Origin of the sequence: Novosphingobium hassiacum (assembly GCF_014196055.1) — a bacterium.
Classification (GTDB): domain Bacteria; phylum Pseudomonadota; class Alphaproteobacteria; order Sphingomonadales; family Sphingomonadaceae; genus Novosphingobium; species Novosphingobium hassiacum.
The window spans coordinates 260,553-279,547 of sequence record NZ_JACICY010000002.1 but is presented as its reverse complement, the minus strand read 5'-3'; the positions used below and the strand labels follow the sequence as shown (position 1 = coordinate 279,547).

The 18,995-nt window shown below is 65.4% G+C and carries 16 protein-coding genes; 2 read left to right on the top strand and 14 right to left on the bottom strand.

Translation table 11 applies throughout. The features are described from left to right. Nucleotides 1-6: 6 nt before the first annotated feature. The 3 genes from GGQ88_RS06025 to GGQ88_RS06015 form a co-directional block, all read right to left on the bottom strand. The gene (locus tag GGQ88_RS06025; RefSeq protein WP_183612221.1) at nt 7-1,344 is read right to left on the bottom strand and encodes a cytochrome P450; all 1,338 of its coding nucleotides are present in this window, start codon (nt 1,342-1,344) and stop codon (nt 7-9) included. Nucleotides 1,345-1,419: 75 nt separating this feature from the next. After that, nucleotides 1,420-2,658, bottom strand: coding sequence for an ABC transporter permease (locus GGQ88_RS06020; RefSeq protein ID WP_183612220.1), 1,239 nt, complete (start codon nt 2,656-2,658; stop codon nt 1,420-1,422). Then, nucleotides 2,655-3,647, bottom strand: coding sequence for an ABC transporter ATP-binding protein (locus GGQ88_RS06015; RefSeq protein ID WP_183612470.1), 993 nt, complete (start codon nt 3,645-3,647; stop codon nt 2,655-2,657). Before GGQ88_RS06015 ends, GGQ88_RS06020 begins: the two co-directional genes overlap by 4 nt. Nucleotides 3,648-3,692: 45 nt before the next feature. Between GGQ88_RS06015 and queG the strand changes: the two genes are divergently transcribed. Next, nucleotides 3,693-4,775: a tRNA epoxyqueuosine(34) reductase QueG gene (queG, locus tag GGQ88_RS06010; RefSeq protein WP_183612219.1), complete on the top strand. Its 1,083-nt coding sequence runs from the start codon at nt 3,693-3,695 to the stop codon at nt 4,773-4,775. A 72-nt stretch (nt 4,776-4,847) separates the two neighbouring features. On the opposite strand, the gene GGQ88_RS06005 is transcribed toward queG, so the two are convergent. The 11 genes from GGQ88_RS06005 to GGQ88_RS05955 all read right to left on the bottom strand — a co-directional run bounded on the left by GGQ88_RS06005 (nt 4,848) and on the right by GGQ88_RS05955 (nt 16,651). Further along, nucleotides 4,848-6,098 carry an NAD(P)/FAD-dependent oxidoreductase gene (locus GGQ88_RS06005; protein ID WP_183612218.1) on the bottom strand — a complete coding sequence of 417 codons (1,251 nt, stop codon included), beginning with the start codon at nt 6,096-6,098 and terminating at the stop codon, nt 4,848-4,850. Between the two features lie 62 nt (nt 6,099-6,160). After that, entirely contained in the window at nt 6,161-6,778 is a 618-nt protein-coding gene (locus GGQ88_RS06000; RefSeq protein ID WP_183612217.1) for an ATP-binding cassette domain-containing protein, read from the bottom strand. Further along, entirely contained in the window at nt 6,768-7,460 is a 693-nt protein-coding gene (gene modB / locus GGQ88_RS05995) for a molybdate ABC transporter permease subunit (RefSeq protein ID WP_183612216.1), read from the bottom strand. Before modB ends, GGQ88_RS06000 begins: the two co-directional genes overlap by 11 nt. Beyond that, entirely contained in the window at nt 7,461-8,231 is a 771-nt protein-coding gene (gene modA / locus GGQ88_RS05990; RefSeq protein ID WP_183612215.1) for a molybdate ABC transporter substrate-binding protein, read from the bottom strand. Between the two features lie 69 nt (nt 8,232-8,300). Then, a complete protein-coding gene (locus GGQ88_RS05985) occupies nt 8,301-13,019 on the bottom strand; it encodes an NAD-glutamate dehydrogenase (RefSeq protein ID WP_183612214.1) in 4,719 nt (1,572 codons plus the stop codon). Between the two features lie 177 nt (nt 13,020-13,196). Next, nucleotides 13,197-14,189: an LLM class flavin-dependent oxidoreductase gene (locus GGQ88_RS05980; RefSeq protein WP_183612213.1), complete on the bottom strand. Its 993-nt coding sequence runs from the start codon at nt 14,187-14,189 to the stop codon at nt 13,197-13,199. Continuing rightward, nucleotides 14,186-15,097 carry a tetratricopeptide repeat protein gene (locus GGQ88_RS05975; RefSeq protein ID WP_183612212.1) on the bottom strand — a complete coding sequence of 304 codons (912 nt, stop codon included), beginning with the start codon at nt 15,095-15,097 and terminating at the stop codon, nt 14,186-14,188. The genes GGQ88_RS05980 and GGQ88_RS05975 overlap by 4 nt, the downstream gene beginning before the upstream one ends. 11 nt (nt 15,098-15,108) lie before the next feature. Next, the gene (locus tag GGQ88_RS05970) at nt 15,109-15,837 is read right to left on the bottom strand and encodes an alpha/beta fold hydrolase (RefSeq protein ID WP_183612211.1); all 729 of its coding nucleotides are present in this window, start codon (nt 15,835-15,837) and stop codon (nt 15,109-15,111) included. A gap of 36 nt (nt 15,838-15,873) precedes the next feature. Continuing rightward, entirely contained in the window at nt 15,874-16,035 is a 162-nt protein-coding gene (locus tag GGQ88_RS05965; protein WP_183612210.1) for a hypothetical protein, read from the bottom strand. A 2-nt stretch (nt 16,036-16,037) separates the two neighbouring features. Continuing rightward, nucleotides 16,038-16,232, bottom strand: coding sequence for a helix-turn-helix domain-containing protein (locus GGQ88_RS05960; RefSeq protein WP_183612209.1), 195 nt, complete (start codon nt 16,230-16,232; stop codon nt 16,038-16,040). Beyond that, nucleotides 16,229-16,651, bottom strand: a complete 423-nt coding sequence (locus tag GGQ88_RS05955) for a hypothetical protein (RefSeq protein WP_183612208.1) — start codon at nt 16,649-16,651, stop codon at nt 16,229-16,231. The genes GGQ88_RS05960 and GGQ88_RS05955 overlap by 4 nt, the downstream gene beginning before the upstream one ends. A gap of 214 nt (nt 16,652-16,865) precedes the next feature. Here GGQ88_RS05955 and thrS point away from each other — a divergent pair, with 214 nt between their 5' ends. Further along, complete coding sequence (thrS, locus tag GGQ88_RS05950) at nt 16,866-18,860, top strand: threonine--tRNA ligase (RefSeq protein ID WP_183612207.1); 1,995 nt, start codon at nt 16,866-16,868, stop codon at nt 18,858-18,860. Nucleotides 18,861-18,995: the final 135 nt, after the last annotated feature.

Genomic DNA, 18,995 nt, shown 5'->3' with positions numbered 1-18,995 from the left:
GCGTGATCAGCGCTTTTCAAGCTCCACTTCCAGCTTGCGGAAGCCATGGACGAAGTTTGCCCGGACGCGCTCGACCGCGCCGGTCACGCGCACACGCATCCGTCGCTCGTGCATTTCCTCGAGCAGGATGCGCAGCTGCAGTTCTGCAAGGCGCGCGCCGACGCAGCGGTGGATGCCATGGCCGAACGACAGGTGACGGCGCGCGTTGGGGCGGTTGACGATCAACTTGTCCGGGTTCTCGAACACGCTCTCGTCGCGGTTGGCCGAAAGATACCACAGCACCAGCTTGTCGCCCGTCTTGATGCTCTGCCCGAACAATTCCGCGTCCGCCGTGGCGGTACGCCGCATGTGTGCCAGCGGTGTGACGAAGCGCAGGCATTCCTGCACCGTGTTGGGGATCAGCGAGGGATCGCCTTCGAGCAGCGCGCGCTGGTCTGGGAACGTGTCGAGTGCATGGACGATGCCCGACATGGTGTTGCGCGTGGTGTCGTTGCCGCCGACGATCAGCAGCACCAGATTGCCCATGAACTCCTGCGGGCTCATATGGTTCATCGCCTCGGAATGGATCATCATCGAGATGAGATCACCGGTCGGCGGAGCGGCCATCCGCTCGCCCCACAGCCGCTGGAAGTAATGCGCCATCTGGCTGAGGATAGCGAAGCGCGTGTCGGCAAGTTCGCGCGCCAGCGTCAGTTCGACATCGCCTGCCCAGTCGGACCAGAACGCCAGCAGGCGGCGATCGGCCCACGGGAAGCCGAACAGCAGTGCCAGCATGCCGGTGGTCAGTTCGATCGAGACCTTGTCGACCCAGTCGAACTTTTCACCCCATGGCAGCGAATCGAGCACATCGCCGGTTCGCCTGCGGATTTCGGCTTCCATGTCCGCCATCTTGGCAGGCGTGAACGCGGGCGCCACGGTGCGGCGCTGGCCGGTATGCTCGGGCCGGTCCATCGCAATGAACATCGGCAGTTGGCGCTCTGCCAGCTTCGCCGGATCGACGTCGGCCGGGGGATCGCCGATGGTGATGCCGCCATATTGCCACGATGACGAGAACAGCTCGGGCAGCGATTCGACGTGCGCGATGGCCTTGTGGCTCACCACGTTCCAATACGCGCCGTAGGGCGACTCAGCGACGTGATTGACCGGAGCCTTCGCGCGCATTTCCGCAAAGATCGGCTGCCAGCGGTCCTCGACATAGATGTCCGAGCGACTGACGTCCCACTGATTGGTGTTGGCCGGAAGCGCTTGCGGATTGTCTTTCAGCCAGGCCGTGAACGCGTCGATCGCGGTCGGTGAAGTCTGGTAGGCAAACGCAGGCGCGTCCGTCGCAAGCTGAGTGGCCATGACAATCCTCCGGGTACGGCTACCGCTTTTGCGGAGTCCGTTTCGGCCCGAAGATTGCCACAACCTACATCAATGTCAATAAGCCTCGCCCTGCCTGCGCCAGATCAGGCGGACGAGCAATCCCGCAGGGTTCGGGCGCGATGGGCCGGACTTCATCACCGTGCGCCGGAACAGGCTGGCGCCTGCGCGCACGATCAGCACGACCCACAACACCTGCCACGCCAGTGCCACCAGATGCGGCCAGATCTCCGGCTCCTGCGCCGCACGCGCAAGCATCGCATAAGGCGAACTGACCGGGAAAATCAGCGAGGCCCATTCGACCCAGGTGCCCGGTGAGGACAGCGCGTAGCTGGCAAAGAAGAACACCATCAGCTGGAACATCGACACCGGCATCGACAGCGTCTGCACCTCGCGTACGGTGCTTGCCATGCCACCAATCGACAGGAACAGCGATCCCATCAGGAGATAGGCCATGGTGAAATAGAGGAACCCGAGCAATGCGAACAGCGGCCAGCCGACCGCAGGCGCCGTCATCGCAGGCAGGCCCTGCCCTCCGATCAATATGAGCAATCCGCCGACCGAGCCCCAGACCGCAATTCCGACCAGGCTGACACCGAGCATTGCGAACAGCTTGCCCATGAACATCGCGTCGAGCGGGATCGCGGCCGCCAGAACCTCGATGATCTTGTTGCCCTTTTCCTCAACGAGGTTCGACAGCACCATGCCCGCCAGCAGCATCGTCAGCAGAAACAGCACGACCTGCGATCCTTGCGCGACATAAGCCTGCGTGCTGCGGACCTTGGCGACGCTGGTGTTGACCTCTGTGACCGCAACATCGGGATAGGTCATCGCGCTGCTGGAGCGGGCATGCGCGGCCATGTTCGAGACCAGCCCGACCCATTGCCTCACACGTTCGGTCGGCCCGGTGAGGGTCGGGGCGTCGAGCGTCCCGCCCACCACCGCAGTCACGCGCTGCTTGTCGTTGGCCAGCGCCACACGAGCATCGAAGCTTTGCCCGGGAGCAACCCGTTTCAACACGACCAGTTCGGGAAACTGCCCCGCCAGACGGCCGTTCAGCTCCGCGCGCGCAGCCAGCAACCTGTCGGCATCGGCCCCGGCCATCGCCACGCCGATCGTTGGGCGGTCGGCATTCTGCTGAACCTTGTTGCCGATATTCCCGGCCATTCCGCCGACCAGCACCGGAAACAGCGGGCCGATCAGGAAGAAGATGAAAGTCTTGGAAAAGATCACCGCGACGAAATCACGGCGAGCTATCACCAGCGCGGCGCGCAACTTTTCAGGCATCGCGATCATCGTGGCTCTCCCGCGCTTTCCTCAAGCGCCCTTGCTGCAGCCTCACCGGCAATGGCGACGAACGCATCGTGCAGCCCCGCCCGCTCGATCGACAAGCTGAGGATACCCGCATCGCCCTCGATCAGCGCACGCAGCAGCGGCTCGATCCCGGTTTCGGGCAGTGTGAAATACCAGAATGCACCTTCGTGGCGCGCATCGGCGGGAATGGCGGCGCGCCACGGCCCGTCGTGTTGGCGCGTCTCGAGCCGAACCTGCGGACGCAACCGGTCGCGCGCGACATCGACCGGCCCCGCGAACGGCACTTTGCCGCCTGCGATGATCGCGATACGGTCGCACAAGCGCTCTGCGTGGGCGATGACGTGAGTTGAGAAGATCACCGTCGTCCCGCGCTCTGCCAGTGCCCGGATCATGCGTTCGAGCTTGCCCTGGTTGAGCGCGTCGAGACCCGAGAACGGCTCATCGAACACGACCAGATCAGGTTCGTGGACCAGCGTGCCGAGCAACTGCACCTGTTGCGCCATACCCTTGGACATCTGGCGGATCTGCCGGTCGGCAGCATATCCGAGGCCATGTTCCTCAAGCAATTCGCGCCCCTTGCGGCGACCCTCTTTCAGCGGCACGCCGCGCAGCGACGCGAGGAAGGCAATTGCCTCATAGGCCTTCATTGCCGGGTACAGCCCGCGTTCTTCGGGCAGGTAGCCGATGCGCCGTGCGACTTGCATCGGTTGTTCGCTGCCGAGCACGCGGCGGAAGCCTTCATCGGGGTCGATGATGCCGAGGAGGATGCGCAGAGTCGTCGTCTTGCCCGCCCCGTTCGGCCCGAGAATGCCGAAGATCGACCCCTTGGGCACCGACAGGTCCACGCCATCGACCGCGGTGAACCCGTCAAAGCGCTTTACCAGCCCGCGCGCTTCGATAGCGAGCTCGACGTCGCTGCCAAGCTCAACTCCATTGCCGGACACCGGCCATTCCCCTAGCTCGATTTTCATGGTCATCGCCCTATCGTTAGGGGATGAACGAGCGGGACAGCAAGCTTGGTTAACGCCGCATCAGGACCTGTCGAGGAGCGGCTGCGCGCCGAGGCCGCGCGGCTGGGCTTTGCCGCCTGCGGCATCGCGCCCGCCGCAGACGATCCGGTTCGCGCGGAACGGCTCGAACAATGGCTGGGCGAGGGCGCGCATGGCACGATGGAGTGGATGGAGACACGCCTGCACCACCGTCGCGGGCCGCAATCGCTGTGGCCGCAGGCGCGCAGCGTGATCGCGCTCGGCATGTCCTACGCGCCCGCGCAGGACCCGCGCTCGCTTGAGGCCCTCCCCGATCGCGGGCGGATCTCGGTCTATGCGCAGGGCGGCGATTACCACGACGTCATCAAGCGCAACCTGAAGGCGCTGGCGCGGTGGCTCGTAGCAGAGGTGCCAGGTGCGGAGGTCAAGGTCTTCGTCGATACCGCGCCGGTCATGGAAAAGCCGCTGGGTCAGGCAGCAGGGATCGGCTGGCAGGGCAAGCACACCAATCTGGTCAGCCGCAGCCACGGATCATGGCTGTTCCTCGGCGCGATCTACACCACGCTCGATCTTGTCCCGGACGCACCCCATGCAGATCGCTGCGGGTCATGCGACGCGTGCCAGACTGCGTGCCCCACGAACGCCTTCCCCGCGCCTTACAGGCTCGATGCACGGCGCTGCATTTCCTACCTGACGATCGAACACAAGGGGCCGGTGGACGAAGAATTCCGCGCCGCGATGGGCAACCGCATCTACGGCTGCGACGATTGCCTCGCGGCATGTCCGTGGAACAGCTTTGCCGCCGCTGCCCAATCCAACCGCGCGTTCCTGCCCCGGGCCGAACTCGCCGCGCCCAAGCTTGCCGAACTGCTCGCACTGGATGACGCGACGTTCCGTAAGGTCTTCGCAGGCTCACCGATCAAGCGCATCGGCCGCGACCGGATGGTGCGCAACTGCCTCTACGCGGCGGGCAACAGTGGGGACGCCGGGTTGCTGGCTGTGGTGCGAAGTCTGCTCGGTGATCCTGACGCTGCGGTAGCGGATGCGGCAGCGTGGGCATTGGCGAGGTTGGAATCGCGCGGGGCCACCACCCCCAACCCCCTCCTCTAAAGAAGAGGGGGCTTTAGAGTAAGCGCACTTCCCCCCTCCTCTTCAGAGGAGGGGGTCGGGGGGTGGTGCCCTCTAACCTTGGATCATTTCCTTCAACGGCACGCTCGCATCCGCCAGCAGCTCAGGCGCGATTTGCGCCCGCGCCTCGACCAGCTTCTTGCCCTGCACGTAGTCCTTGACCATGTTCACGCAATCGAGCGCGACGACCTTGCCTTGCTTGATATAGACGACCGAGAACGACCGCGTCGCGGGATCGCCGCGCAGCACGGCATTATCGTGACCGGTCGACAGACCAACCGTCTGCAATCGCAGGTCATACTGGTTCGACCAGAACCACGGCGTCGCCTTGTAAGGGACGGGAGCGCCGCAGATGTCCTTGGCAGCGGTCGTGCCCATATCGTTGGCGTTCTGCACCGATTCGAGGCGGATCACCGCGCCGTCGGCGAAGTCGTTGGCATGCGCGGCGCAATCGCCGATCGCGTAGACATCGGGCAGCGAGGTGCGGCAGAATTCGTCCACGTCCACGCCATTGCCGCCCGAAGCGCCCGCGGTGATCAGCGGTCCGATGCACGGGATGATGCCGATACCGACGATCACGATGTCGGCGGGAAGGACCGAGCCGTCGGCCATCTTCACACCGGTCACCTTGGTGCCGTCGCCCTCGATGCAATCCATCGCCGCACCGGTGCGCAAGTCGACGCCATGCGCGCGGTGTTCGGCCTGATAGAATTCCGACAGCGCTTCACCCGCAACGCGCGCCAGCACGCGCGGCAACGCTTCAATCAGGGTCACGTTGACATCGAACTTGGTCAGCACCGCCGCCGCTTCGAGTCCGATGTAACCGCCACCGATCACGACCGCGCGCTTGGCTCCGGCATCGAGCTCGCGCATCAGGCGATCGACGTCTTCCTTGGTGCGCACCGCGTGGACGCCCGCGAGATCGGCACCCATGCACGACAGCCGTCGCGGATCGCCGCCGGTCGCCCAGATCAGCTTGCCGTATCCGACTTCGGACCCGTCAGCCAGCTTGACCGTGTGGCCTGCCGGATCGAGCGAGACCACTTCGGACGACAGGCGCATCTCGACGCGCTTGTCTTCCCAGAACTGCGCGGGCCGGATGCAGATGCGATCGAACGTCTTTTCGCGCGCAAGGTATTCCTTCGACAACGGCGGGCGCTCGTAGGGAATTTCCGGTTCGCGGCCGATCACCAGAACGCGGCCTTCGAAACCGTTCTGACGCAGCGCGATCGCAGCCTGTGCGCCACCGTGACCTGCACCGACGATGACGACGTCCGCATGCTCAGTTGCTGTACTACCGGCCATCCGATTCCCTCCCGCTTCTTTCGGGTCCGTTTGGCGAAAAGCGACGCTAGGTCAAGCGCCGCTCACAACTCGACGATCAGTTTGGCCAGTCGCTCCACCTCGGCGCGATCGTGGCTGACGTAGAGGATCGGCAGGCGCACCTCGTCGCGCAACCGCTCGATCACCAGCAGCACTTCCTCGCGGCGCGCGCGGTCTAGCGCGGCCAGCGGTTCGTCCATCAGCAGGAAACGAGGGCCAGACAGTAGCGCGCGACCGATCGCAACACGCTGCGCTTCGCCGCCCGAAAGCGTGCGCGGCCAGCGATCGAGCAGGTGTGCAATGCCGAGGAAGTCGGACGTGTCTTCAAGTGTCATCAGCCCGGACCCACCGGCGCGCGGCGCGCCATAGCCGAGATTTTCACGTACCCGCATGTGCGGGAACAAGCGCCCATCCTGAAACACATAGCCTGCGTGGCGTGCCTGTGGCGGGAGATCGGTGTCGGTGGCTGCATCGAACAGCACTTCACCACCGACTTCGATCCGGCCCGCATCGGGGCGGAGCAGCCCGGCAACCATGTTGAGCACCGAAGTCTTGCCCGCACCCGATGGTCCGAACAGCGCGGTCAAGCCGCCGTCCGATGTAAACCGTGTGGCAATCGTGGTGTCGCCCAAGCGGCGCTCGACGCGGACATCAAAGGACATGGCCGCCCCTTCCGCCGCGCCGTGCCAGCACCTCGGACACGATCAGCGCGCCCAGCGACAGCACAACCGAAACCAACGCCAACTGCACGACCGCGCCCTCCCCGCCGGGAACCTGAAGCGCACTGTAGATCGCCAGCGGCAACGTTTGCGTTTCGCCTGGGATGTTCGAAACGAACGTGATCGTCGCGCCGAACTCACCCAGCGAACGTGCGAAGCCGAGCACCGCGCCAGCAACCACGCCCGGCAGCGCCAGCGGCAGCGTAATGGTTCGAAACGTGCGCCAGTGCGATGCGCCCAGCGTCGTCGCGGCCTGTTCCAACCTCGGATCGACCGCCTCGATCGACAGCCGCATCGCGCGGACCATCAGCGGCAGCGCCATCACCGCCGCCGCCAGCGCCGCGCCGGTCCAGCGGAACATCAGGCTGAGGCCCAGCCAGCGTTCGAGCCACAATCCGGCGGTCCCTTGCGGGCCGAACGCGATCAGTAGCAGCCAACCGGTCACAACGGGCGGCAGGACCAGCGGCAAGTGTACCAGCGCATCGAGCACGACCTTGCCCGGAAAGCGCCAGCGCGCCAGCACCCACGCCAACGCGAACGACAGTGGCAGGCAGGCCGCCACGGCCACGCCGCTGACCTTGAGCGAGAGCACGACGATGGCGCACTGTTCGGGCGACAGCGCCATTCAGCGTGTTCCGAAACCGCGCCGTGCAAGGATAGCGCGACCCTCACGCGAGATCAGGAAGCGGCGGAAAGCCTCGGCCTCGCGGTTGGTCGACGCCTTGAGCAGCGCGACGGGATAGGTGATCGGCGGATGGCTGCTGGCAGGAAACACGCCGACGACGCGCACTTTGGCCGATGCCTTAGCGTCGGTGGCGTAGACGATTCCCAATGGCGCAGCACCGCGTTCGACCAGTGCCAGCGCCGCGCGCACGTTCTCGGCAGGTGCCATCCGCGCAGCCACGCCCGGCCACACGCCGAGCCGTTCCAGCGCGACCTTGCCATAGCGTCCCGCAGGCACGCTGGCAGGATCGGCCATCGCCAGCCGCCCGTTGCCCAGCGCGCGGGCAAGCGCAAAACGCGGTGCTATGCGCAAGTTCGCCCGTGCCCCCACTGGTGCGACCAACACCAGCCGGTTTTCGGTCAGCCGCGCCCGCGTGCCTGCGCGCAGAAGCTTGCGGCTCTGCAGGTAATCCATCCACTCCTCATCAGCCGACACGAACAGGTCTGCCCGCGCACCGGCCTCGACCTGACGCGCCAGCGCCGACGAAGCCGCAAAGGACAGCACCGGGCGCGGATGCCTGAGCGCCGCCCAGCGGATGGCGGCATCGGTCAGCGCCTCCTGCATGCTCGCCGCTGCCAGCACCAGCGGCCCGCGTTCCTGTGCGATGGCGGGTGACGCGCCGAGCAGCGCGCAGGCAATCGCAATCAGGAACTTGCGAAACAATGGCTGCATGAGGGCTCCGGACCGCTTGCTATATCCGGCCGTATATAGACACTGTTCGTGCGAACCAACCCCTGCCGATCAGCGCCCCAGCAAGGTCCGCGCCTGACTTGCCACTTGCGCCAGCATCGCCGGACCCACCGCTGGTGCCGCCTGCGCACGGGCCACGAGGCTACGGAACTGGCGTACTGCCGCAGAGTTCGCATCCAGCCACGTCTTGGCGAAAGCATCGGGGGCCTTGCCCTGCGAACGCGCAAGAAAATCGAGTCGCATCTGCTGGAAGTCGCGTGCCAGCCCCGCCACAAGCAGGCGCTCCCACGGGTCGGACGGGTTCATCCGCCGCGCCGCCTGCTGCGCCCAGTCGAGCCCGAGCGCCGCACCCAGATCGGCGAATGCCCCGGTCAGCGCGCCCGCATCGACGTTCAGCTCGCCCGCAAGGTGAGCCAGTCCGATCGCACCATCCATGTCATAGAGGTGGACGAGCCGCGCCGAGATGTCCGGCGGAGTCCCTGCCGTCGCCAGCTCCTGCGCCATGCTTCGCGCCTGCGCCTGCGCCTCGCCACGCAGCAATTGCGCTGCGGTGTGCGAGAGCAGCGCGACGCCGCCGAACAGGTCCTCGATCAGCGCATCGGGCTGCATGGTTCCGTGCCCGGCGCGCAGGACGTCAGCGACATGCCCCCGCAGGCCCTGCGCAATGCGCTCGAACAGCGACAGGCGCAGCGCCTCGGGCATAGCGGCATTGTCGAGCAGGTCCCACGTCGCGCGCAGATCGAGCAGCCTTTCGGCCGCGACGAACGCCGCGGCCACTTGCGGCAGGCCGACGCCCTCTTCCTCGCACAGCTCGAACGGATGGACCGGGCCCATGCGGTTGATGATGCGGTTGGCGAGCTTGGTCGCGATGATCTCGCGGCGCAGGCGATGGTGGGTGATCTCGGTTTCGAAGGCCTCGTGCATCTGCGGCGGGAACGCCGCGATCAGCTCCTCCTCAAGCACCGGATCATCGACGACCGGGCTTTCCTCTAGCTCGCGTTGCAACACCAGCTTGCTGCTGGACAGCAGCACCGCGAGTTCGGGACGGGTCAGGCCGTGTTCGGACGCCGCGCGGCGTGCCAGATCCTCGGCGCTGGCGAGTCCCTCGGTCTTGCGGTCGAGATCGCCACCTTCCTCGAGCACATCGATCAGCCGCGACCATGCGGGCATGGCGGTTGCTCCGCCGCGCTCAGCGATGGACAAGGCCAGCGCCTGCAGGCGGTTGTCCTCGAGCACCAGGTGCGCAACGTCATCGGTCATCGACACCAGCAGTTCGACGCGCGCGTCTTCGGTCAGCTTGTCGGCACGCTTTGCTGCGGCCAGCGCGATCTTGATGTTGACCTCGTTGTCCGAACAATCGACGCCTGCCGAATTGTCGATGAAGTCGGTGTTGATGCGCCCGCCGTGCAGCGAAAATTCGATGCGCGCCGCCTGCGTCGTGCCCAGATTCGCCCCTTCGCCGATCACCCTGACGCGCAGTTCGTCTGCCGAAACGCGCAAGCTGTCGTTGGCCGGATCGCCGACTTCGACATTGTTCTGCTGGCTCGCCTTCACATAAGTGCCGATGCCGCCGAACCACAACAGGTCGACCTGCGCCCGCAGGATCGCCGAGATCAGCGATTCAGGGTCGAGTTCTGTGACCGCAAGCCCGAGCATCGCCTGGACCTGCGCCGACAGCGGTATCGACTTCATCGCGCGCGGGAACACGCCTCCGCCTTCGGAGATCAGCGCCTTGTCGTAATCGTCCCAGCTGGAACGCGGCAGCGCGAACATCCGCGCGCGCTCTTCCCAGCTTTTGGCCGGATCGGGATCGGGATCGAGGAAGATATGGCGGTGATCGAATGCCGCGACGACCTTGAGCGCCTTGGACAGCAACATGCCATTGCCGAACACGTCGCCCGACATATCGCCACAACCCGCCACGCGCACCGATTCGGTCTGCACGTCGATGCCGAGTTCGAGGAAATGACGGCGTACCGACAGCCATGCACCCTTGGCGGTGATGCCCATCGCCTTGTGGTCGTAACCCTTCGATCCGCCACTGGCGAATGCGTCATCGAGCCAGAAGTCCTTCGATTCGGCGATGGCGTTGGCAACGTCCGAGAATGTCGCGGTGCCCTTGTCGGCAGCGACCACGAAATACGGGTCCTCGCCATCGCGGATCACAACGTCCGCGGGGTGCACGACCTTGCCTTCAACAATGTTGTCGGTCAGCGACAGCAGCGTGCGGATGAACACCTGGTAGCTGGCCTTGCCCTCGGCCAGCCAGCCGTCGCGATCCTTGGCCGGATCGGGCAGCTGCTTGGGATAGAACCCGCCCTTGGCCCCGGTCGGCACGATCACCGCGTTCTTGACACGCTGGGCCTTCATCAGGCCGAGCACTTCGGTACGGAAGTCGTCGCGGCGGTCCGACCAGCGCAGGCCTCCGCGCGCTACCGGCCCGGCCCGCAGGTGGATACCCTCCACGCGGGGGCTGTAAACGAAGATCTCGCGCCAGGGCAGCGGCTTGGGCAGACCGGGCACGAGCGACGAATCGATCTTGAACGCCATCGCCTCGGCAGCGGCAGGCGCGAAGGCGTTGGTGCGCAGGATGGCCCCCACCAGCGCGCGGAACTGGCGCAACAGGCGATCGTCGTTGATCGCGGCCACGCCTGCCAACCCAGTGCGGATAGCCTCGTCAGCCTTGCCAAATGCTGCCTCGCGGTCGCCATCGAACGCAGGGTCGTGGCGTGCGACGAAGGCCTCGATCAACCCGCGCGTCACGGCCGGCGCGTTCTTCAGCGCCTCGACCACGGTCGAAATGCCGAAGGTCAGCCCCGCCTGACGCAAGTAGCGATAGAACGCGCGCAGCCAATTGGCCTCGATGGCACTGAGCCCCGTTGCCACGATCAGGCGGTTGAACGCATCGTCCTCGGCCAGCCCGTTGAGCACGGCCGCCAGCGATTCGTCGACCGCTGCGGCGCGGCCGAGGAGGTCTTCGATGCTCGTGTCTGCCGGATGTGCCACCAGGAAATCGTGGACGAAACCCAGCCGACCGCCATCAAGCGGAGTCGGCACTTCCTCCAGGACGCGGAAGCCGAAGTTTTCGAGCACCGGAACCGCATCCGACAGCACGATCGCGCCCTCGCGCTGGTAGAGCTTGAGGCGGATGGCGGCCTCGCCCTTGTGCCGATGGAGGCGCGCGGCGCGGCGTGGTGCCTTGCTGCCCGACAGCGTGCGCAACACGCGAATGTCGCGCGCAGCCTCGGCCGCACCTTCGGTGTTGCGGTAGGACAACGGGAATGCATCGGCATAGCGCGCCGCGATAGCCGCTGCACGCGAAGGCTCTTCGGTCTTGCCGAGTTCCGTCTCGACCGCGCCAGCCCAACCCCGCACCATCGCTTGAAGTTGCGCGTCGAGCGCTGCCTCATCGGCTCGCGATGCCTGATCGCGCACGTCGAGCACGAAGCGCAGCATCGCCAGCGTGCTGCCCTCGACCTGCAGCGACCAATCGAGCACCTGCGCACCCGCGCCGGATTCGAGCATGTGCTGGATGGCGAGGCGCAAGTCGGTGGACAGCGCATCGCGTGGCAACCACACGAACGCGAACAGATGCCGCGCAAGAGGGGCTTGCACCAGTGCCAAGCGCGGACGCGGGCGATCGACCAGGCTCATCATCGCGGTGGCGACGCGTTCGAGGTCATGATCGGCAAAACTTGCGAGCAGATCATGCGGCAGCGCGGTCATGGCATGGACCAGCGCCTTGCCGGCATGACCGTTGGGTGCAAAACCAAGCTTGCCCATCAACGTGGCAAGCTGGCTGCGCAACCGGGGAATGCGGTCGGGCGCGGCGGCCAGCGCGGCGCTGGTCCAGACCCCCGCGTGGACCGACAACGCGGCGACCTTGCCGCCTTCGAAACGCGGCACGATGAACAGGTCGAGCGGCACGCGGCGGTGGACGTTGGCGATACGGTTGGCTTTGACGATCAGCGGCACGCGGCCCTGCCCGTCATTGCCGGCTTCCTCGAACCAGCGAAACGCACGGTCGAACGAGGCAGCGGCCAGCAGCGTTTCGGCGCTGGCGCGGCAGATACCGAACGCACTCTCCTGTCGGCCATCGCGATGGCGCGTGACCGAACCGAGCTGGGTCAACATGCCGTCGGCAAGCCAGCGCAGCAGCGCGGCGCCCTCGGGATCGGCGATGTTGGCGGCATCGTTGCGCATCGCTGCCTGCATCGCGGGCCAATCGGCAACTGCGGCACGCACATCGCCGAGCGTTTCTTCAAGCGCTGCCTGAAGTGCACGGCGTTGGCGTGCATCGGCGCGTTCGGTTTCAAGGTAGACGATGGATTCGCGGCGTTCACCCGCAGCGTCGCCGTCAGGAAAGTCGGTAAGGTTGCCAGCGCCATCGCGCCGCACGGCCACCACGGGATGGACCAGGCGGTCGATGGCCAAGCCCTGCGCAGTGATCGCCGAAGCGATCGAATCGACCAGGAACGGCATATCGTCATTGATCACGGCGATACGCAGGTGGCGCGTTTCTCTCTCCGATCCACTGACGCTTTCGATGCAGATGGCCGGCTCGCCACCAGTGCGAACAGACGCAGCCGACGTCACGAACCGGGCGGCCTCGGTCACCCGGGCTCCATCGAAATCGCGGGCTTCCTCGGGCAGAAGCGCCGCAGTGAAGCGCCCAGTCAGCGCTTCTACGAGTTGGTCTGAGGGCGCTGCCGAGGTATCCTGCGGACTGGCGGTTTCGGCCTTGGACTGTGGTGCGGACGTGGTCGCCATGCGAGTTTCCCGACTCTGCGACGAGAGAATAGTGTCTCTCGTTTGTAATTATATGACACACTCTTGTATCATTTTTACGTATGCTAATCCAGTCGTCCCAAACGAACAAGTCCGGTTGAATGGCGCGAACGGGTTAACTCGCGGTTGTAAACGCCGAAGTTGCGCGGTTGTGCCGGATCAGGCGTCAACCGGTCCCTTGGCGGCTTCCATCGCCAGCCGCAGCGACAGCAGCCGGGCGTCCTGATCGAAGATCGAGGCCGAAACGACGAGTTCGTCCGCCCCGGTACGCTCTTGAAATGCCGCGAGTTCCTTGCGCACCGTAGCGACGCTGCCGGTCGCGCTGACCTGGCGCACATGCTCGATCATGGCGCGCGCCTGGGGCGGCAGACTATCGCGATAGCCGGGCACGGGGGGTTTCAGCTTGCCCGGATTGCCCGTCCGCAACGCAACGAACGACTGCTCCATCGAAGAGGCGAGCAGTTGCGCTTCCTCATCGGTTTCAGCCGCCACGACGTTGATCGCAGCAGCGCAATAGGGCGCAGCCAAGGTCTCGGACGGCTCGAACCGGTCGCGGTACATCTTCAGCGCGGCGTCGAGGTGATCGGGCGCAAAATGCGAGGCGAAAGCGTAAGGCAGCCCGAGCATCCCTGCCAGTTGTGCGCCGAACAAACTCGACCCAAGAATCCATATCTGCGGGCGGTCACCCTTGCCCGGCGTCGCCTGCAGCGGCACGCGCGGATCGCCCGCAAACTGTGCCTGCAGCTCAACCACGTCCTGCGGGAAGTTTTCAGCCGCGCGGTTGGTGTCCTTGCGCAAGGCCTGCACGATGCGCTGGTCCGCGCCCGGTGCGCGACCGAGCCCAAGGTCGATCCGGCCCGGAAACAGCGCATCCAGCGTGCCGAACTGCTCGGCGATTACCAGCGGACTGTGGTTGGGCAGCATGATGCCGCCCGACCCGATGCGGATGGTCGATGTCGCATGGCCGATATGCGCCAGCGCAACCGAGACGGCGGCACTGGCGATGCCCTCCATGCCGTGATGCTCGGCCACCCAATAGCGCTGGTAGCCGCATTCCTCGGCAACTTTTGCGGCGGCAGCGGCATTGTCGAGCGCTTCGCGGATCGTTCCGCCCTCGACCACGCTGACCAGATCGAGAACGGTGAGTTTCATGGGGTTGGCTGTTCCTTGGGAGGCGTTGCACCCGATGTGGGGGCGGAGCCCAACTGTTCAAGGTAGCCCGTCGCAACCTTTCCCGCCTCGCCGTCCTTGTCCGCCGCCACGACCGACTCCCACGACTTGCGCGCTGCCGCCTCACGCCCGTCGAGCATGGCGATCACGCCTGCCTCAAGCCCGACCCTCGGATCGCGCGGAGCATACTTCGCGGCGATTTCGATATCGCGCTGCGCCCGCGGCAGATCGTCAAGCCGGCGCGCAAGCGTGGCCGACAGCAGCCATCCTTCGGGATCCTCGGGCGCGAGCCGGTGAACTTCGTCGAGTGCCCCGCCAGCCTCCGCCTGACGCCCCAGCGCGACCAGCGCGCGCGAACGATCGGCCTGGATCGCGCCCAGCGCAGCATTGTCGGCATAGCCCTTTACCGCCAGTGCACGGTCGAACCATTCGAGCGCCGCTTGCGGCTTGCCACCCGCCAGCGCCGCATTTCCGGCCATCGCCATCAGCGGCACGGCAGCGACCTCCTGTGGTGCAGGGATGCCCGACACCGCCTTGGAAAACGCCTCCTCCGCCGCGCCGAATTCGCCATTGTTCGAAAGGATCAGCCCGAGGCATTGGTTCGCACGCACATTGCGCCCGGCATCGCTGCTTTCACCGAGCCACGCCTGCGCGTCGGCGAGTGCACCTTGCGGATCGCGTGCCGCCTTGGCGATGCACGTGGTGAGGCGATCCTGATCGGGCAGGTCGGGGCGCTGCATCCCGGCCTCGGCCTCGACATCGTCCTGCTTGCGGCGACGCGGGATCGGCAGCGGCGAAACCTGCCGGGTCGAAGGGAAAGGCCCGACCTGCATCAGCTGCGCTTCTTGCGCCATTTCGACGGCATAAAGCGGCGCGGGCAGGTCGATCATCGGTATGTCTTTCAAAGGTGGTCCAGCTCGCGCAGCAGCAGCGCGATATCGCTTTCCCGCGACAGCCGGTGGTCGCCGTCCTTGATCAGATGCACCTGCACATCGGCTGAACGCAGCGCGGCTGCAAGACGGAGCGATATCTCCCACGGCACGTCGCGATCATCCTGCCCGTGAAGGAGCCGCACCGGGCCATCGAAAGCAACGCCGGACTTGAGCCGCTTGTTGCGCTCGCCGTCGGACCAGAACAAGGCGTGGGTCGGCGTCGGATCGGAACCGTATGGATTGTCCTCGAAGATCGTGCGCCCCCCCGCCAGTTCGATCCGCTGCGATTGCGACAGACCCCATTCGGTGAAGTCGGGCGCGGGGGCGATGCCGACCAGCGCCGTCGCCCGTTCGTCCAGTATTTCGGCCACCAGCAGCATCAGCCAGCCGCCCATGCTCGATCCGATGATCTGGACTGACTCCAGCCCGAGGTGGTCGACCAGCGCCACCACTTCGTCGCGCCATTTCGACAGGCTGCCGTCCCTAAATTCACCATCGCTTTGCCCGCAACCGGTATAGTCGAGTAACAGGCAGGCGCGGCCCGAATCCTGCGCCCAGGCCCAGACCGCCTGCGCCTTGCTCCCGGACATGTCGGACATGTAGCCCGGCAGAAACACCACTGCGGGAAGGTCGCCCGGCAGGAAACGGTAAGCCATCGACTGGCCCGTCGGCAGGGCAAAGCGGGAAAAATCGGTCATGCCCCGTCATGGCCCGCGCCACGGCCGGGGGCAAGATCAGTTGAGGGGAAGCGTGAGCGTGACGCGCGGGCTTGTCTGCAGCGAGGGTGTACCGACACGCTCGGCCTTGTGCGGCTTGCTTGCCGACATCGATGCGGCGGTGATCCCAACGGCAATCGCCAGCCACATCCCGAAGTTGCGCTTGTTCTTGCATGGCATGGTCATTCTCCTCTTTCGAAAATTTCTTCGATCGGCAGTTCGAACAGGTCCGCGATGCGGAAGGCGAGCGGCAGCGAGGGATCGTACTTGCCCGTCTCGATCGCGTTGACCGACTGGCGGCTGACCTCGAGCTTCTCGGCAAGATCGGCCTGGCTCCAGTTGCGCATCGCGCGCAGGACCTTGAGGCGGTTCTTCACGAGCAACCTCCATCACCCAGTGTCAGGCGATTGTAGAGTGCGCCAAGGCCAAGCCCGGCAAACCAGAAGAACGCCGCGCCGAACCCGCCGTCACCGGCAGCGATCAGATCGAAGTTTTGCAGCCATTCGCGGATCGTGGTCACGAACAGCGCAAAGCCGGTGGCGAAGAGGCACTGGCGCACCATCAGCATGCGCAAGTACTCGTCGGTCTGTTCGACCAGCAGCCGCATCACCGCCCAGAACACGCCGATGATTGGCAGCGCGGGCAGCAGTGCCAGGACGTAAGCGAAAGAGCCTTCCGCCATGCCACGCTTGAACATCCATTTGGCCAGGATGAGAAACAGCACGTAAGCGGTCATCAGCACGAACAGGCGGATTGTGTAACGCCGTACGGCTGGGTTGGTAATTTTAGCGGGCATTGGTCAAGCCTCCTTGATCTGATGACAAGGTTACTTGACCATACGACCCTCAATGTCAAGCGTCATTGTCATAGTGTCGCCGTTGCTTGACGCGCCATCGGGCATGACAGGCGAAGGCTGCCCGCATTTGCGGGATCAATTTCCCGGCCTGCCGCCCTTTCGGTGACGGCCCTCCTGTGGCAAGGCGCTCAGCATTATCGTCAGAGAGAACCCCATGTCCGAGTTGCTGAAGATCACCCTGCCCGACGGTTCCGTGCGTGAAGTCGCGCCCGGTACTACTCCGGCAGACATTGCCGCCGCGATCGGCCCGGGCCTTGCCAAGGCGGCGCTGGCCGCGCGGATCGACGGCGAACTGGTCGATCTTTCGCGCGCCTTCACCGGCGACGCGCAACTGGCGCTCGTAACGTCAAAGGACGAGGCCGACGCGCTCGAACTTGCGCGGCACGACTTTGCGCACATTCTCGCCGAGGCGGTCCAGGCGCTGTTTCCGGGCACGCAGATCACCTTCGGCCCCAGCACCGACGACGGCTTCTACTACGACTTCGCGCCCAAGGACCGCCCGTTCACCGACGACGATCTGCCAGCGATCGAGGCCGAGATGCGCAAGATCATCGCCGCCAACAAGCCGCTGCGCCGCGAGGAATGGAGCCGCGAGCAGCTGATCAGCCGCTGGAAGCAGCAAGGCGAAAGCTTCAAGGCCGAATGGGCTGCGGAACTTCCGGGCGACGAGCCACTGACCGTCTACTGGTCGGGAGAGGACTGGCTCGACATGTGCCGCGGGCCGCACTTACCCTCCACCGGCAAGCTCGACCCCAACGCCTTCAAACTGACCCGCGTATCGGGCGCGTACTGGCGTGGCGATCAGAACAACGCGATGCTCAGCCGCGTCTACGGCACCGGCTGGCTCAACAAGAAGCAGCTCGACGCGCACCTGACGCGGCTGGAAGAAGCTGCCAAGCGCGACCATCGCAAGCTGGGCAACGAGATGGATCTGTTCCACCTCCAGGCCGAAGCGCACGGCAGCGTATTCTGGCACCCCAAGGGCTACCTGATCTGGCGCGAGCTGGAAGCCTACATGCGCCGCGCGATCGATGGTGCAGGCTATCGCGAGGTCAAGACCCCGCAGGTCATGGACGCACGCCAGTGGGAGCAGTCGGGCCACTGGGGCAAGTACCGCGAGAACATGTTCGTCATCCCCGACGAAGTGCCCAACGTCGATGACGAAGGCCCTGTGATCTCGGGCGAGGCCGACTGGATGGCCCTCAAGCCGATGAACTGCCCGGCGCATGTGCTGATCTTCCGGCAGGGCCTCAAGTCCTACCGTGACCTGCCCTTGCGCCTCTATGAAAACGGCTGCTGCCACCGCAACGAACCGCACGGCGCGCTCCACGGGCTGATGCGCGTACGCCAGTTCACGCAGGACGATGCGCATATCTTCTGCCGCGAAGACCAGATCGTCGACGAAGTGCAGGCGTTCTGCGAACTCGCTGACCGGATCTATCGCGACTTCGGCTTCACCTACTCGATCAAGCTGGCGCTGCGCCCCGAAAAGCGCTTCGGCACCGAGGAGATGTGGGACAAGGCCGAAAGCGAGTTGCGCGCCGCCGTTGTCCGCGCAGGCCTTGCGACCGAGCAATACGGCTGGGAAGAGCTACCCGGCGAAGGCGCGTTCTATGCGCCCAAGCTCGAATGGCACCTGACCGACGCGATCGGCCGCACCTGGCAGGTCGGCACGATCCAGTCGGACCGCGTCCTGCCCGACCGCCTCGACGCAGGCTATGTCGGCGAGGACGGCGAGAAGCACCGCCCGGTCATGCTCCACCGCGCGATCTTCGGCAGCTACGAACGCTTCATCGGCATCCTGATCGAGCACTTCGCCGGACGCCTGCCAGTGTGGCTCGCCCCGGTGCAGGCCGTCGTTGCCACGATCGTTTCGGACGCTGACGATTATGCCAGGGACGCTGTGGTCAAGCTCAAGGCCGCGGGCATTCGCACCGAGGCCGACCTGCGCAACGAGAAGATCAACTACAAGGTACGCGAACACTCGCTGCAGAAGGTCCCGTACCTGCTGGTGGTCGGCAAGCGGGAGGCCGAAGAAGGCACCGTCGCGATCCGCATCCTGGGCGAACAGCATCAGAAGGTCATGCCGCTGGACGAGGCTATTGCAATGCTGAAAGGCGAGGCACTGGCGCCGGATTTGCGGACCTGATCCCCTGAAGCAGCCCCAATCCCCGTTCGTGGGGGGGGGGGGGGGGGGGCCCCCCCCCCCCCCCCCCCCCGGGGGGGGGGGGCGGGGCCCCCCCCCACAGCCAAAAGACACGACCAAACCCCCCCCACCGGCCGG